The following is a 15754-nucleotide window of genomic DNA, read 5'->3' on the forward strand; positions in this document are numbered from 1 at the left end:
CGGAACTACTTGATGCAGCAACTCAACCTGCCCCTGCAAGCGGCCCAGCCTGATACGCTAACGGTGTTAAAATACCCCTGCCGGGTATAACTAACAATTGGGATCTCCTACATGACCTCGCTCGACAGCTTCAAATGCAAAAAGACCCTCAAGGTCGGCGCCAAGACCTATGTGTATTACAGCCTGCCCACGGCCGAGAAGAATGGTCTGAAGGGAATTTCGAAACTTCCCTATTCGATGAAGGTCCTGCTCGAGAACCTGCTGCGCAACGAGGACGGCCGCTCGGTCAAGAAGGAAGACATCGTCGCGGTGTCGAAATGGCTGCGCAAGAAGTCGCTGGAGCATGAGATCGCCTTCCGTCCCGCGCGCGTCCTGATGCAGGACTTCACCGGCGTGCCCGCGGTGGTCGACCTCGCCGCGATGCGCAACGCGATGCAGAAGCTCGGCGGCGATGCAGAGAAGATCAATCCGCTGGTTCCCGTCGATCTCGTCATCGACCACTCCGTGATCGTGAACTTCTTCGGCGACAACAAGGCCTTCGGCAAGAACGTCACCGAGGAATACAAGCAGAACCAGGAGCGCTACGAGTTCCTGAAGTGGGGCCAGAAGGCGTTCTCGAACTTCGCCGTCGTGCCGCCCGGCACCGGCATCTGCCACCAGGTCAACCTCGAATATCTGGCCCAGACGGTCTGGACCAAGAAGGAGAAGATGACGGTCGGCAGGAAGACCGGCACCTTCGAGGTGGCTTATCCCGACTCGCTCGTCGGCACTGATTCGCACACCACCATGGTCAACGGTCTGGCCGTGCTCGGCTGGGGCGTCGGCGGCATCGAGGCGGAAGCCTGCATGCTCGGCCAGCCGCTGTCGATGCTGCTGCCCAACGTCGTCGGCTTCAAGCTGAAGGGTGCGCTGAAGGAAGGCGTCACTGCGACCGACCTCGTGCTGACCGTGACGCAGATGCTGCGCAAGCTCGGCGTCGTCGGCAAGTTCGTCGAGTTCTTCGGCCCGGGCCTCGACCATCTCTCGGTCGCGGACAAGGCGACCATCGCCAACATGGCGCCCGAATATGGCGCGACCTGCGGCTTCTTCCCGGTCGATGCCGCCGCGCTCGATTATCTCAAGACCTCGGGCCGCGCCTCGGCGCGGGTCGCGCTGGTGCAGGCCTATGCCAAGGCACAAGGCCTGTTCCGCACCGCCAAGTCGCCCGACCCGGTGTTCACGGAGACGCTGACGCTCGATCTCGGCGACGTCGTGCCGTCATTGGCCGGCCCGAAGCGGCCCGAAGGCCGCATTGCGCTGCCCGCGGTCGCGGAAGGCTTTTCGCTCGCACTCGCCAGCGAGTACAAGAAGGCCGAGGAGCCGGCGAAGCGCTTCCCGGTCGAAGGCAAGAACTACGATCTCGGCCATGGCGATGTCGTGATCGCCGCCATCACCTCCTGCACCAACACCTCCAACCCGAGCGTGTTGATCGGCGCCGGCCTGCTCGCCCGCAATGCGGTGAAGAAGGGCCTGAAGGCCAAGCCCTGGGTGAAGACCTCGCTCGCGCCGGGCAGCCAGGTGGTCGCGGAATATCTCGCGAATTCCGGCCTTCAGGCTGATCTCGACAAGGTCGGCTTCAACCTGGTCGGCTTCGGCTGCACCACCTGCATCGGCAATTCCGGTCCGCTGCCGGAGGAGATCTCGAAGTCGATCAACGACAACGGCATCGTCGCGGCCGCCGTGCTCTCCGGCAACCGCAACTTCGAAGGCCGCGTCTCGCCGGACGTGCAGGCGAACTACCTGGCCTCGCCGCCGCTGGTCGTCGCCTATGCGCTCGCCGGCAGCGTCACCAAGAACCTTGCCGCCGAGCCGCTCGGCGAGGGCAAGGACGGCAAGCCGGTGTATCTGAAGGACATCTGGCCGACGACGAAAGAGATCAACGCCCTCATGAAGAAGTTCGTGACCGCGTCGATCTTCAAGAAGAAGTATGCCGACGTGTTCAAGGGCGACACCAACTGGCGCAAGATCAAGACGGTCGAGAGCGAGACCTATCGCTGGAACATGTCTTCGACCTATGTGCAGAACCCGCCTTATTTCGACGGCATGAAGAAGGAGCCGGAGCCGGTCACCGACATCGTCGAGGCGCGCATCCTCGCAATGTTCGGCGACAAGATCACCACCGACCACATCTCGCCGGCCGGTTCGATCAAGCTGACCTCGCCGGCTGGCAAATATCTCAGCGAGCACCAGGTGCGTCCGGCCGACTTCAATCAGTACGGCACGCGCCGCGGCAACCATGAAGTGATGATGCGCGGCACCTTCGCCAACATCCGCATCAAGAACTTCATGCTGAAGGGTGCCGACGGCAACATTCCGGAAGGCGGCCTCACCAAGCACTGGCCCGACGGCGAGCAGATGTCGATCTACGACGCCGCGATGAAGTACCAGGAAGAGAAGGTGCCGCTGGTGGTGTTCGCCGGCGCCGAATACGGCAACGGCTCCTCGCGCGACTGGGCCGCGAAGGGCACGCGCCTGCTCGGCGTGCGCGCCGTGATTTGCCAGAGCTTCGAACGCATCCACCGCTCCAACCTGGTCGGCATGGGCGTGCTGCCGCTGACCTTCGAGGAAGGCACCTCGTGGTCGTCGCTGGGCCTGAAGGGTGACGAGAAGGTCACGCTGCGCGGCCTCGTCGGCGACCTCAAGCCGCGCCAGAAGCTGACTGCGGAGATCGTCTCCGGCGACGGTTCGCTGCAGCGCGTTTCGCTGCTCTGCCGCATCGATACGCTGGACGAGCTCGACTACTATCGCAACGGCGGTATCCTGCACTACGTGCTGCGCAAGCTCGCGGCGTAAGCGCGGATTTGTGAACGATGGCTCACTGCGAAGTGAGTAGAAGCCTAAACGAAGGCGGCCTATCAAAGGCCGCCTTCGCGCGTTTGCGGTACGCTTCAGATGGGCCCGCCCGACCATCCCTTGGACGGTTGCCTGGACGGAAGAATGTACCGCGCCCCGTAAGACTACGGTGACCATCCGGCGATAAGATTCCCTTTCCCACGAGCAATGGTGTGCGGCGTTCGACATGACGACAATGACGGCTTCTCATCCGATTTCGCGCTGGTCCAGTGCCCTCTGGTCGGGAGCTTTCGGCATCTGCGCGATCATCGCCGTCATCCGTCCCGCTCACGCTGATCCCCGCGCCGTTGTTGAATTGTTTACCTCGCAGGGCTGCTCGTCCTGCCCGCCCGCCGACCAGATCATCGGCGATCTCTCGAAAGACCCGTCGATCATCGCATTGAGCATGCCGATCGATTATTGGGATTATCTCGGCTGGAAAGACACGCTGGCGGACTCGCGCTTCTCGGCACGGCAGCGTGCCTATTCGCGCATGCGCGGCGACCGCGAGGTCTACACGCCACAGGCCGTCGTCAACGGCTCCACGCATGTCATCGGCAGCGATCGCGCCGGCATCGAGAATGCGATCGGCAAGACCGACAAGGGCAGTGGCGTGATGAGCGTGCCGGTGACGATGTCACTGTCGGGCAAGCACATCAACGTCTCGGTGGCCGCAAGCAAGGAGGCCGCGGTCTCGCACGGCGAGGTCTGGATCTGCTCGATTGCCAAGTCGGTGCCGATCGCGATCACCCGCGGCGAGAATCGCGGACAGCAAGTCACCTATCACAACGTGGTGCGCAACCTGCTCAAGGTCGGCGACTGGACCGGCCGTCCGGAAAGCTGGACGGTGCCGATCGAGAACCTCACGCGCGACGGCGTCGACGGCGCGGTGGTCTATGTCCAGGACGGCAGCCGGGAGAAGCCCGGCCCGATGCTGGGCGCGGCTTATACGTCGCTGCATTGATTTTCTAGCGTCGCACTCTGCTGTCATTCCGGGGCGCGCCTCTTGGCGCGAACCCGGAATCCATTTCTCAGTTTGTGTGATGGTAGATGGATTCCGGGTTCGCGCTTCGTGCGCCGCGGAATGACGGTTGCCGGACACATCCCGACACAAACAAAAAAGGACCAACTTGCGTTGGCCCTCCTTGCCGTGCGTACAGACCCGATCCTGTTCGACCCCGGGGGGCTGGGGGCTGAGGAATCCGGAACCGAAAGGACCGGGTCAACGCACGTGTCTCTTTTCGCAATGCAGGGCGGCGGGCGGTTGGCAGAAAAGCGGCGATACTATGATTCCTGCTAACGATCCCGTGACGGTTTGCCGCGACAGAGTTCCACCCCTGCGTGTGCCCTGACTCGTGGCCGATTCGATGGGTTGGGCCCCCTTGCGGCGCGGAACGGTTGGCGCAATCATGCAATTGTCATGAGCGCGGTTCCGCGGTCGGTCTTCGCCGACGCGTTCATGTCTTGCGATGAGGAGGCGCTTCCCATGAGTCTGATGTCGGAGGATGCCGATCCGAGCGAGCAGCGCGCGGCGGCGCGCCCCGCCGCTGCGAATGCGCAGCCGAACCGGGTTACGTTCAACCGGCTCGAGCTGCACCGGATTCTCAATCTCTACGGCCGCATGGTCGCCGACGGCGAGTGGCGCGACTACGCCATCGACTTCCTGAAGGACCGCGCCGTGTTCTCGGTCTATCGCCGCGCCTCGGAAGTGCCGATCTATCGCATCGAGAAGGACCCGCGGCTCGCGCGCAAGCAGGGCATGTACAGCGTGATCTCGGCGACAGGGCTGATCCTGCGCCGCGGCCACGAGCTGGAACGGGTGTTGCTGGTGATCGATCGGAAGCTGGCGGTGGTGTGACGGGACTTTCGCAGCCCGGATGAGCCACCGGGTCGGCGCAAAGCGCCGCCCCGGTGGCTCACCCCGCCTACAGAACCTGTTTCTCCGGCACCGTGCTCGCGCCCTCGCCGAGGTCGCGCTGCATCATCACCGTGTCCAGCCAGCGGCCGAATTTCAGCCCGACATTGGGATGCGTGCCGATCATCTTGAAGCCGGCCCTGGTGTGCACGCCGATCGATCCGGCGTTGGCGGAATCGCCGATCACCGCGATCATCTGGCGGAAGCCGCGCGCCTCGCATTCGGTGATCAGCCGTTCCAGCAGCAACGAGCCGAGACCGCGGCGGTGGAAGGAGGGATCGAGATAGATCGAGTTCTCCACCGTGAAGCGGTAGGCCGGCCGCGGCCGGTAGGCGCCGGCATAGGCATAGCCGGCAATGCTGCCTTCGAGCATGGCGACGAAATAGGGATAGCCGCCGTCGATCAGCGCGCGGTAGCGACGCGTCATCTCGGCGAGGTCGGGCGGCTCCAGCTCGAACGTCGCCGTGCCCTCGCGGACGGCCTGCTGGTAGATGGCGGTGATGGCGGGAATGTCGGCCTCTGTGGTGGGCCTGATTTCGGGTGCGGACATGGCGGCAAGATAGCAGCGGTATTGCAACGAGCAACGCTGTTTCCGCATGCGTTATACCCGGGACAAGCCCGGCCATGACGGAGCGTTACGCAAACAAAAACCCCGGCCTCTCGGCCGGGGTTCGTGTCCGTTCTCTCGTCGTTGCGCTTACTCGCGCTGGCCGAGCAGCTGCAGCAGCAGCGTGAACAGGTTGATGAAGTTCAGGTACAGCGACAGCGCGCCGGTGATGGCCGCACGCTCTGCGATGTCACCGCCGGCCGAGGCGTAGCCGTAGATGTAGTCGTTCTTCAGCCGCTGCGTATCCCAGGCGGTGAGGCCCGAGAACACCAGCACGCCGACCACCGACACGATGAACTGCAGCATCGAGCTGGCCAGGAACAGGTTCACCAGGCTGGCGAGGACGATGCCGATCAGGCCCATGAACAGGAACGAGCCCATCCCGGTGAGGTCACGCTTGGTGGTGTAGCCGTAGAGGCTCAGCGCACCGAAGGTCGCCGCGGTGATGAAGAACACCCGCACGATCGAGGTGTGCGTGAACACCAGGAAGATCGACGACAGCGAGATGCCCATCAGCGCCGAGAACACCCAGAACAGGATCTGGGCGGTCGAGGGGGCGAGACGGTTGATGCCCGCCGAGATCACGAACACCATCGCGAGCGGCGCGAGCATGAACAGCCACTTCAGGGGGCTGACGAACATGGCATAGCCGAACGGCGTCAGGAACAGCTTGCCGACGCGGACCGCTTCCGGGGTCGCAACGTCGGTCACGGCGGCCATGTAGACGCCGAGGGCGGCAAGGCCAGTGATGGCCAGGCCAATGGTCATGTAGTTGTAGATGCGCAGCATGTAGGCGCGCAGGCCGGCATCGACCGTCGCGGCGTCAACACGCCCGGCGGCCCTGCCGAAAGGAGAAGCGTAGTTACGGTCTAGGTCCGACATGGTCGAAATCCCGCTGGTTGGCCGGTCCGGCATGAGGGTCGCCATGCCGCCGGTTCGTCAAATTCTATCTCGGATTCCGATGCCAGCCGACTAAATTCTGGCTAACAATCGGGACTCCGAACCCATTCGATATGTGGGAAACTAACACATTCGCTGCAACCGTCCACGCGCGGCTGAATGTCGCCCTCGGCTACAATCCTGACGGGCGGCCATGGTTAATCGCAGGAATCGTGCGATTCCGCTCCCGTGCGGCGACCCGCTACATTTTGTCACAAATTTCGCAACACCATCGCGGGCTTTTTGTTCAACGCCAGCAGCGTGCCGGCAAGGCCGAGCCCGACGGTGACGACCAGTGCGGCCGCGACCACGCCGGCCGCACTGCCGGCCTGCCAGACGAAGCTGAGCGTCATCAGCCGCGTCACGATCATCCAGGCCGCGATGCTGCCGGCGATCACGCCGAACACCGCGGTGGCGAGCCCGATCAGGAGGTACTCCAGCGCATAGGCGCCGAGCAGCCGCAGCCGCGTCGCGCCCAGGGTCTTCAGGATCACCGCATCGTACACCCGATGGCGGTGGCCGGCTGCGAGCGCCCCGCCCAGCACCAGGATCGCCGAGATCAGGGTGACGGCACTGGCGCCGCGGATCGCCAGCGCCAGGTTGGTCACCACAGCGCCGACCGTCTCCATCACCTCGCGCACGCGCACGCTCGTCACCATCGGATAGGCGTCGGCCACCTGCTTGATGATCTCGCCGTCGCCCGCGGCATTGCCGCCGGCCTCGGTCAGCGTTGCGATATGGGTATGCGGAGCGCCCTTGAAGGCGTTCGGCGAGAAGACCAGGACGAAGTTGATGCCGAGCCCTTGCCAGTCGATGGTGCGCAGATTGCCGATTCTCGCCGGGATGTCGCGGCCGAGCACGTTGACCACGATTTCATCGCCGAGCTTGAGGCCGAGCCCGTCGGCGATCTTCTTCTCCATCGAGACCAGCGGAGGGCCGGAATAATCGGCGCTCCACCATTCGCCCTCGACCACCTTGGAACCTTTCGGCAGCTCGCCGGTGTAGGTCAGGCCGCGGTCGCTCTGCAGCACCCATTCGGAATCGGCAGTCGGCTTGAGTTCCTCGGCGCGCACACCGCGCGCGGCGACGATACGCCCGCGCAGCATCGGCACGTCCTCGACCTTTGCGCCGGGTGCGATCTGGCGCAGATAGCCGTCGAACTGCTCGGCTTGCGCGCTCGGGATGTCGATGAAGAAAAAGGATGGCGCCTGATCGGGCAGAGCTGCAAGGAACTGCCGGCGCAGATTGCCGTCGATCTGGGTGATGGTGACGAGCACGGCGAGGCCGAGGCCCAGCGACAGCACGACCGAGGGCGTCAGCGCGCCCGGCCGGTGGATGTTGGCGATCGCCAGGCGCAGCATCGGCAGCCGCGTCCGCGGCAGCCGCCGTGCGCCTGCCATCAGCAGGGCGGCGATGCCGCGCAGCAAAGCGAACACGACGACCGAGGAGGCGACGAACACCGCCGCGATGCGCTTGTCGAAGGCGAGGCCGATCACGACGGCCATGAGCAGGGCGATCACGAGCCCAATGAACACCAGATAACCCAAGCGCGGCCGGTGCCATTCCGAGCTGATGGTGTCGCGGAACAGCGCGGCGACCGGCACGTCGTGCACGCGGCCGAGCGGCCACAGGCCGAAGGCCAGCGCGGTCAGGAGGCCGTAGACGAAGGACAGTGCGAGCTCGTCGGCATGCACGGTCGGCACCACCGGCAGCGGGAGTAGCTTGCCGAACAGGCCGACGATCGCGAAGGGCATGGCGGCGCCGAGCACGAGGCCGATCACCGAGCCGATGCCCGCGAGCAGAATGACCTGCGCAAGATAGATGCCGAAGACGTCGCGCCCGGTCGCGCCGACGGCCTTGAGGGCCGCAATCACCTCGACCCGGCGGTCGATATGGCTCTTCACGGCATTGGCGACGCCGACGCCGCCGACCAGCAGCGCCGCGAGGCCGACCAGGGTCAGGAACTGCGTGAAGCGGTGGATGTTGCGCTCGAGCTGCGGCGAGGCATTGGAGCGGCTGCGGATCTCCCAGCCGGCCTGCGGCGCGGCGTTGCGGGCGTCGGCGATGAAGGCTTCGGTGGCGCGCTCGTTGTTCGCGGTATCGGGCAGCTTGACCCGGTAGACCCAGCGCACCAGGCTGCCGGGCTGGATCAGGCCCGTGGCGCGCAGGCCGGCCTCGCTGATGAGGAAGCGTGGCCCGAAGCCGATGCCGCCGGCGAGCTTGTCGGGTTCTGCTTCGACCGTGCTACGGATCTGGAAGGTTGCGCTCCCGATGGTGACGCGGTCGCCGGTCCTCAGCGAGAGCCGCGCCAGCAGCGTCGGATCGGCGGCGGCGCCGAACGCGCCGTCACGCTCCGCGAGCAGGTCGGACATCGGCAAAGGCGGTGCCAGCGTCAGCTGTCCCAGCATCGGATAGGTGTCGTCGACCGCCTTCATCTCGACCAGCGCCAGCTTGCCGTCAGCCGCGCGCGCCATGCCGCGCAACGTCGCCGCCGTCGACAGCGTGCCGCGCGAGCGCAGGAAGGCGACCTCTTCGGGCTTGGCCTCGCGCTGGAACAGCACGAAGGAGACGTCGCCGCCGAGCAGCGTGCGGCCTTCGCGCGCGAGGCCATCGCTCAGGCTCGCGGACACCGAGCCGACGCCGGCGATCGCCATCACGCCGAGCGCGATGCAGGCGATGAAGACGTAGAAGCCGCGCAGGCCCCCGCGCAATTCGCGCAGGGCGTAGCGCAGCGACAACGCGATGCCGTTGGGCTTCGCGAACGGTTCGACGGTCGCGCTCATGCCGGCGCAGACTGCGTGTCGATGCGCCCCGAGCGCAGGCGGATGACGCGATCGCAGCGATGCGCGAGCGAGGAATCGTGCGTGACCAGCACCAGGGTCATGCCGCGCTCGGCGTGCTTGCTGAACAGGAGATCGACGATCTGTTTTCCGGTTGTCTCGTCGAGATTGCCGGTCGGCTCGTCGGCGACGAGGATCGCGGGATCTGGCGCCAGCGCGCGCGCGAGCGCAACGCGCTGCTGCTCGCCGCCGGAGAGCTGCGCCGGATAGTGATGCTGGCGGTCGCCGAGCCCGACCGATTGCAGCTCCTGCGCCGCGCGTCGCGCAGCATCGGGATTGCCGGCAAGCTCGAGCGGCACGGCGACGTTCTCCAGCGCCGTCATGGTCGGAATCAGATGGAAGGACTGGAAGACGATGCCGACCTGGCGGCCGCGGAAGCGGGCCAGCGCGTCCTCGTCAAGGGCATTGAAAGGCGTGCCTGATACCACCACCTCTCCGCTATCAGGACGCTCCAGCCCCGCCATGACCATCAGCAGCGTGGATTTGCCCGAGCCTGACGGGCCGATCAGGCCGATCGCCTCGCCCGAGGCGACCCGCATGCTGATATCCTTGAGGATGTGAACGCGTGCCGCGCCCGTGCCCAATGAGAGATTGACGTTGGAGATGGCGATGGTGTCCGCGGCGGTGGCGGCGAGCGATGAGGGTTCGATGCGAATGTCCATGGTCCGGTCATATGGCAACTCCGACCGCGCGGTCGAGAGGCGTTACGGATTGTTCATGCACATAGCCGTGTTGATGCTCGCTTTGATGACGATCGCGCCCCCCGCTCGGGCGGAGGCGACAAAGCCGATCAAGCTTGTCATTCTCGGCGATTCCCTCAGCGCCGGCCTCGGCCTCCCGGCTCAGGAGGCGTTCCCCCAAAAGCTCCAAAAAGCCTTGCAGGCCAAGGGCATAGAGATCGACATGATCAATGCCGGGGTGTCCGGCGACACCTCCTCCGGCGGCCGCGACCGGCTCGACTGGTCGGTGCCCGATGGAACTGACGGCGTCATCGTCGAGCTCGGCGCCAACGACGCGTTGCGCGGCATCGATCCCGACCTGACGCGCGCCGCGCTGACCGACATCGTCCAGCGGCTCAAGGCGCGCAAGATCGCGGTGATGCTCTGCGGCATGCTGGCGCCGCCGAATTACGGCGCCGATTATGCCGCGCGCTTCAATTCGATTTATCCGGATCTGGCGAAAAAATTCGACGTGCCGCTCTACCCGTTCTTCCTCGAGGGCGTTGCGGCCGACGCCAAGCTTAACCAGGCCGACGGCATTCATCCGACTGCGGCCGGCGTCGACATCATCGTCGCCAACATCCTGCCCACAGTGGAGGCATTCCTTGGCGCGATAGCTGAGCAACGGCGTTGAAATGTAGGCAGCGCTAACCCTAATTCCCAGGGTTTTCCCGGGGTGGCCCGCGCGATGCTTCGCAGAGTCACACAACTGCGATAGGAATCAGGGTACCGGTGATTCGTCACCGGCTCTAAAATTTGGATATGGTCTTTCCCAAGGATCATGCCCAAGCATCGGGAGTGCGAAACGATGCCGCGTTTGTTCACGGGTCTGGAAATTCCGGCCGAGATCGGCCAGTCGCTTTCCAACTTGAGAGGTGGCCTCCCCGGCGCCCGCTGGATCGATCCCGAAAATTACCACGTCACCTTGCGCTTCATCGGCGACATCGACGGCGTTTCCGCCAATGAGATCGCCTCGATGCTGTTTCGCGTCGACCGCAAGCCGTTCGAGGTCAAGGTGCAGGGGCTCACCAGCTTCGGCGGTCGCAAGCCGCGCGCGGTGGTCGCCACCATCGCGCCGAGCAAGCCGCTGATGGAGTTGCAGGCCGAGCTCGAACGGTTGATGCAGCGGATCGGCCTCGACCCGGAGGGACGCAAGTTCATCCCGCACGTCACGCTGGCCCGGCTGCACGACGCCTCCGACCGCGACGTTGCCGACTATCTCTCGCTGCGCGGCTACTTCCCGAGCAAGGCATTCATGGCGGAGCGCTTCGTGCTGTTCTCCGCGCGGGCGTCGACCGGCGGCGGACCCTATGTCGTCGAGGACGCCTACGAGCTGTGTGAGTAGGCCGCTCTCATGCCCCGGCCGCAGAGCCGGGGCCCAGCGCTCCGCGATGAGTGTAAATTTGGTGATGAACGAGAGAGTGGGTCCCGGCTCTGCGCAGCAGCGCAAGAGCGCTGCAGCGCGTCCGGGACACCAGCGCATAGCGCCCCGCACCAATTGACGGCTTGCAATTTCCGCCGGTCTCTGGCGGTAAAGGGCATGCTCTCCACGCCCAGTTCCCCCTTCAGCGACGCCTATCAGGCCCAGGTCGCCTCCGGCGCGATCGAGCCGGACGCTGCGCAGGCCGAGGTCTCCGAGGCCTATGCGGCGCTGGACCTGCGGCTTGCGAATTACAGCCCCAAGCGCAAGCAGGGCCTGCTCAGCCGCCTATTCGGCGGTGGTGACAGGGACGATGTGCCGCGCGGGCTCTACATCCATGGCGAGGTCGGCCGCGGCAAGACCATGCTGATGGATCTGTTCTTCCAGCACTCCGATGTCGAGCATAAGCGCCGCGCGCATTTCCACGAATTCATGGCCGACGTGCACGAGCGCATCTACGACTATCGCCAGGGCATCGCGCGCGGCGACGTCGCCGACGGCGACGTCATCGCGCTGACCGCGAACGCGATCTTCGAGGAGAGCTGGCTGCTCTGCTTCGACGAATTCCACGTCACCGACATCGCGGACGCGATGATCCTGGGACGCCTGTTCGCCAAGCTGTTCGAGCTCGGCACCGTGGTGGTCGCGACCTCCAACGTCGCGCCCGAGGATCTCTACAAGGGCGGCCTGAATCGCTCGTTGTTCCTGCCCTTCATCAAGCAGATCACGGACCACATGGACGTCGCGCGGCTCGACGCGCGCACCGATTTCCGGCTGGAGAAACTGCAGGGTGTGCCGATGTGGCTGACGCCGGCAGATGGCGATGCGGACGCCGCGCTCGACCGCGCCTGGAAGCGGATGTCGGGCGGCGCCAAATGCAGGTCGCGCGACATTTCGATCAAGGGACGCATCCTGCACGTGCCGTGCTCGGCCCATGGCGTGGCGCGGTTCTCGTTCGCCGACCTCTGCGAGAAGCCGCTCGGCGCATCCGACTATCTCAGGCTGGCGCACGATTATCACACCATCCTGGTCGACCATATTCCAGTGATGGACATCTCCCAGCGGAACGCCGCCAAGCGATTCATCACGCTGATCGACGCGCTCTATGACAACGCCGTGAAGCTGATGGCCTCGGCCGACGCGAACCCGATCTCGCTTTATCTCGCCCATGAGGGCGTTGAGGCCATGGAGTTCAAGCGGACCGCCTCGCGTCTGATCGAGATGAGCTCGGAATCCTATCTGGCGCTGGCTCACGGCCGCAAGGATTCCACCGCCAGCGGCTCAACCAAGGGCCTGGTCGAGACTTAAGTCCTATTTGCCAGCGCCGTCATTCCGGGGCGTCGCGAAGCGGCGAGCCCGGAATCCATCGCGCCAAAAACTCCTCCGCCCGATGGATTCCGGGCCTGCGCCCGTCGGCGCATCCCGGAATGACGGACCCAGTATGGCTGCTATCGCGCCAAGCCCGACAATTGGGCATTCGGCGACTTGAACGGGGAAGGCGAAAGGGATAACCACCCGTCTCAGTTTTCCCCTCCTTACGTGTCTAAAGGACAGGTTCACATGGCGCGCGACAAGATTGCTTTGATTGGCTCCGGTCAGATCGGCGGAACGCTGGCTCATCTCATCGGCCTGAAAGAGCTGGGCGACGTGGTGATGTTCGACATCGCCGAGGGCGTGCCGCAGGGCAAGGCGCTCGACATCGCGCAGTCCTCGCCGGTCGACGGCTTCGACGCGCACTACAGCGGCGCGAACTCCTACGAGGCGCTCGACAACGCCAAGGTCTGCATCGTGACCGCCGGCGTGCCGCGCAAGCCGGGCATGAGCCGCGACGACCTCCTCTCGATCAACCTCAAGGTCATGGAGCAGGTCGGCGCCGGCATCAAGAAGTACGCGCCCGACGCTTTCGTCATCTGCATCACCAACCCGCTCGACGCCATGGTCTGGGCGCTGCAGAAGGCGAGCGGCCTGCCGCACAAGAAGGTCGTCGGCATGGCCGGCGTGCTGGATTCGGCCCGCTTCCGCTACTTCCTGGCCGACGAGTTCAACGTCTCGGTCGAGGACGTCACCGCCTTCGTGCTCGGCGGCCATGGCGACACCATGGTGCCGCTGGTGAAATACTCCACCGTCGCCGGCATCCCGCTGCCCGACCTCGTCAAGATGGGCTGGACCTCGCAGGCGCGCCTTGACGAGATCGTCGACCGCACCCGCAACGGCGGCGCCGAGATCGTCAACCTGCTCAAGACCGGCTCGGCCTTCTATGCCCCGGCCGCGTCCGCGATCGCGATGGCCGAGAGCTATCTGAAGGACAAGAAGCGCGTGCTGCCCTGCGCCGCCTATCTCAACGGCGAGTACAGTGTGAAGGACATGTATGTCGGCGTCCCCGTCGTGATCGGCTCCAAGGGTGTCGAGCGCGTGGTCGAGATCGAGCTCGCCGGTAAGGACCGCGAGGCCTTCGACAAGTCGGTCGGCGCGGTGCAGGGCCTGGTCGATGCCTGCAAGAAGATCGCACCCGATCTTCTCGGCCGCTAAGGCGCAAACTACCCCGCCGAAGATCGAAACCCGGTCTTCGGCGGTTTCACTTCCGGAGCCCGGCTGACTGACTTGTCTAAGGCTGGGCGGGTTCCGGCGCAGTCCAGATCTCGATGTCATAGAATCCGGGTTGCAGTTCCTGTGGTATATGGTATGCCAGCCACAAGACTGAGGTGGGCCCATGGGGTCACCGCCCGCGGGTTCAGGGAGCGACCATATGAATATCCATGAATATCAGGCCAAAGCGCTGCTGGGTGAGTTCGGTGTGCCGATCTCCAAGGGCGTCCCGGTCCTTAAGCCCGCCGACGCGGAAGCCGCCGCCAAGGCGCTCCCTGGTCCGGTCTGGGTGGTGAAGAGCCAGATCCATGCCGGCGGCCGCGGCAAGGGCAAGTTCAAGGAAGCCTCTGCCGGCGACAAGGGCGGTGTCCGCATCGCCAAGTCGGCCGCCGAGGTCGCCGAATTCGCCAAGCAGATGCTGGGCGCGACGCTCGTGACCGTGCAGACCGGCCCGGCCGGCAAGCAGGTCAACCGCCTCTACATCGAGGACGGCTCCGACATCGACAAGGAGTTCTATCTCTCGATCCTGGTCGACCGCGAGACCTCGCGCGTCTCCTTCGTCGTGTCGACCGAGGGCGGCGTCAACATCGAGGACGTCGCGCACAACACGCCCGAGAAGATCGTGACCTTCTCGGTCGATCCCGCCACCGGCGTCATGGGCCATCATGGCCGCACGGTTGCGAAGGCGCTGAACCTCTCCGGCGATCTCGCCAAGCAGGCCGAGAAGCTCACCGCGCAGCTCTACGCCGCCTTTGTCGCCAAGGACATGTCGATGCTGGAGATCAACCCGCTGGTGGTGACCAAGCAGGGCCAACTCCGCGTGCTCGACGCCAAGGTCTCGTTCGACGACAACGCGCTGTTCCGTCACCCCGAGGTGGTCGCGCTGCGCGACGAGACCGAGGAAGACGCCAAGGAGATCGAGGCGTCCAAGTACGACCTCAACTACGTCACGCTCGACGGCAACATCGGCTGCATGGTCAACGGCGCCGGTCTTGCCATGGCGACGATGGACATCATCAAGCTCTACGGCATGGCGCCGGCCAACTTCCTCGACGTCGGCGGCAGCGCCAGCAAGGAGAAGGTCGCGGCCGCCTTCAAGATCATCACCGCCGATCCCAACGTGAAGGGCATCCTGGTCAACATCTTCGGCGGCATCATGAAGTGCGACGTGATCGCCGAGGGCGTCACGGCGGCGGTTCGTGAAGTCGGCCTCAACGTGCCGCTGGTGGTTCGCCTCGAAGGCACCAATGTCGAGCTCGGCAAGAAGATCATCGATGAATCCGGACTGAACGTCGTTGCGGGCGACAATCTCGACGATTCCGCGCAGAAGATCGTGAAGGCCGTCAAGGGAGGCTAAGGCCATGGCCCAGGACCATCTCGCCGCATCATCCCCGCTTCCCGAGCACGCGCGTCTCGCCGCGTTCGCCGGCGAATGGAATGGCGAAGAGGTGGTCTTCCCGTCGCGCTGGACCGAAGGCGGGTCGGCGACCTCTCGCGTCGTCGCCCGCATGGACCTCAACGGGTTCTACCTGATCCAGGATTCGGTTCAGATGCGCGACGGCAAGCAGGTCTTCGCCACTCACGGCATCTTCACCTACGATCGTGACGACCGGACCTACAAATTGTTCTGGTACGACTCGCTCGGCTACACGCCGCCCTCGCCCGCTTCCGGCGGGTGGGTCGGCAAGACCCTGACGCTGGTGCGCGGCTCGCTCCGCGGCAATGCGCGCCACGTCTACGAGATCATCGACGACGATTCCTATTCGTTGAAGATCCAGTTCTCGCCGGACGCGGAAGGCTGGGCCGACGTGCTCACCGGCGTCTACCGCCGCATCCACTGACCTCTCACTCGTTAGT

General features: G+C 64.8%; 13 protein-coding genes. 9 read left to right on the forward strand and 4 right to left on the reverse strand.

Annotated elements, in window-relative coordinates; translation table 11 throughout:
• Nucleotides 1-111 precede the first annotated feature (111 nt).
• The 3 genes from acnA (at nt 112) to ACSHT2_RS21605 (ending at nt 4729) form a co-directional block, all read left to right on the forward strand.
• Entirely contained in the window at nt 112-2832 is a 2721-nt protein-coding gene (acnA, locus tag ACSHT2_RS21595) for an aconitate hydratase AcnA (protein ID WP_440636425.1), read from the forward strand.
• Nucleotides 2833-3058: 226 nt separating this feature from the next.
• Nucleotides 3059-3835: a DUF1223 domain-containing protein gene (locus ACSHT2_RS21600; protein ID WP_440636426.1), complete on the forward strand. Its 777-nt coding sequence runs from the start codon at nt 3059-3061 to the stop codon at nt 3833-3835.
• Between the two features lie 522 nt (nt 3836-4357).
• The gene (locus ACSHT2_RS21605; protein ID WP_028177741.1) at nt 4358-4729 is read left to right on the forward strand and encodes a DUF2794 domain-containing protein; all 372 of its coding nucleotides are present in this window, start codon (nt 4358-4360) and stop codon (nt 4727-4729) included.
• Between the two features lie 67 nt (nt 4730-4796).
• Here ACSHT2_RS21605 and ACSHT2_RS21610 read toward each other — a convergent pair whose 3' ends face one another.
• The 4 genes from ACSHT2_RS21610 to ACSHT2_RS21625 all read right to left on the reverse strand — a co-directional run bounded on the left by ACSHT2_RS21610 (nt 4797) and on the right by ACSHT2_RS21625 (nt 9834).
• Nucleotides 4797-5336, reverse strand: a complete 540-nt coding sequence (locus ACSHT2_RS21610) for an N-acetyltransferase family protein (protein WP_440642897.1) — start codon at nt 5334-5336, stop codon at nt 4797-4799.
• A gap of 147 nt (nt 5337-5483) precedes the next feature.
• Nucleotides 5484-6275, reverse strand: coding sequence for a Bax inhibitor-1/YccA family protein (locus tag ACSHT2_RS21615; protein WP_028177739.1), 792 nt, complete (start codon nt 6273-6275; stop codon nt 5484-5486).
• A gap of 269 nt (nt 6276-6544) precedes the next feature.
• Complete coding sequence (locus ACSHT2_RS21620) at nt 6545-9115, reverse strand: ABC transporter permease (RefSeq protein WP_440636427.1); 2571 nt, start codon at nt 9113-9115, stop codon at nt 6545-6547.
• The gene (locus tag ACSHT2_RS21625) at nt 9112-9834 is read right to left on the reverse strand and encodes an ABC transporter ATP-binding protein (RefSeq protein WP_440636428.1); all 723 of its coding nucleotides are present in this window, start codon (nt 9832-9834) and stop codon (nt 9112-9114) included. The genes ACSHT2_RS21620 and ACSHT2_RS21625 overlap by 4 nt, the downstream gene beginning before the upstream one ends.
• Before the next feature lie 55 nt (nt 9835-9889).
• On the opposite strand from ACSHT2_RS21625, the gene ACSHT2_RS21630 reads away from it, so the two are divergent.
• The 6 genes from ACSHT2_RS21630 (at nt 9890) to ACSHT2_RS21655 (ending at nt 15738) form a co-directional block, all read left to right on the forward strand.
• Nucleotides 9890-10525 carry an arylesterase gene (locus ACSHT2_RS21630; RefSeq protein ID WP_440636429.1) on the forward strand — a complete coding sequence of 212 codons (636 nt, stop codon included), beginning with the start codon at nt 9890-9892 and terminating at the stop codon, nt 10523-10525.
• A gap of 174 nt (nt 10526-10699) precedes the next feature.
• Nucleotides 10700-11236 carry an RNA 2',3'-cyclic phosphodiesterase gene (thpR, locus tag ACSHT2_RS21635; RefSeq protein WP_440636430.1) on the forward strand — a complete coding sequence of 179 codons (537 nt, stop codon included), beginning with the start codon at nt 10700-10702 and terminating at the stop codon, nt 11234-11236.
• A gap of 195 nt (nt 11237-11431) precedes the next feature.
• Entirely contained in the window at nt 11432-12619 is a 1188-nt protein-coding gene (gene zapE, locus ACSHT2_RS21640) for a cell division protein ZapE (protein ID WP_440636432.1), read from the forward strand.
• A gap of 252 nt (nt 12620-12871) precedes the next feature.
• A complete protein-coding gene (gene mdh / locus ACSHT2_RS21645) occupies nt 12872-13840 on the forward strand; it encodes a malate dehydrogenase (protein WP_028177733.1) in 969 nt (322 codons plus the stop codon).
• A 217-nt stretch (nt 13841-14057) separates the two neighbouring features.
• The gene (gene sucC / locus ACSHT2_RS21650; RefSeq protein WP_440636433.1) at nt 14058-15254 is read left to right on the forward strand and encodes an ADP-forming succinate--CoA ligase subunit beta; all 1197 of its coding nucleotides are present in this window, start codon (nt 14058-14060) and stop codon (nt 15252-15254) included.
• Between the two features lie 4 nt (nt 15255-15258).
• Nucleotides 15259-15738: a DUF1579 domain-containing protein gene (locus ACSHT2_RS21655; RefSeq protein WP_440636434.1), complete on the forward strand. Its 480-nt coding sequence runs from the start codon at nt 15259-15261 to the stop codon at nt 15736-15738.
• The last annotated feature ends 16 nt before the right edge of the window (nt 15739-15754 follow it).

This window comes from Bradyrhizobium sp. PUT101, assembly GCF_052043945.1.
Taxonomy (GTDB): domain Bacteria; phylum Pseudomonadota; class Alphaproteobacteria; order Rhizobiales; family Xanthobacteraceae; genus Bradyrhizobium.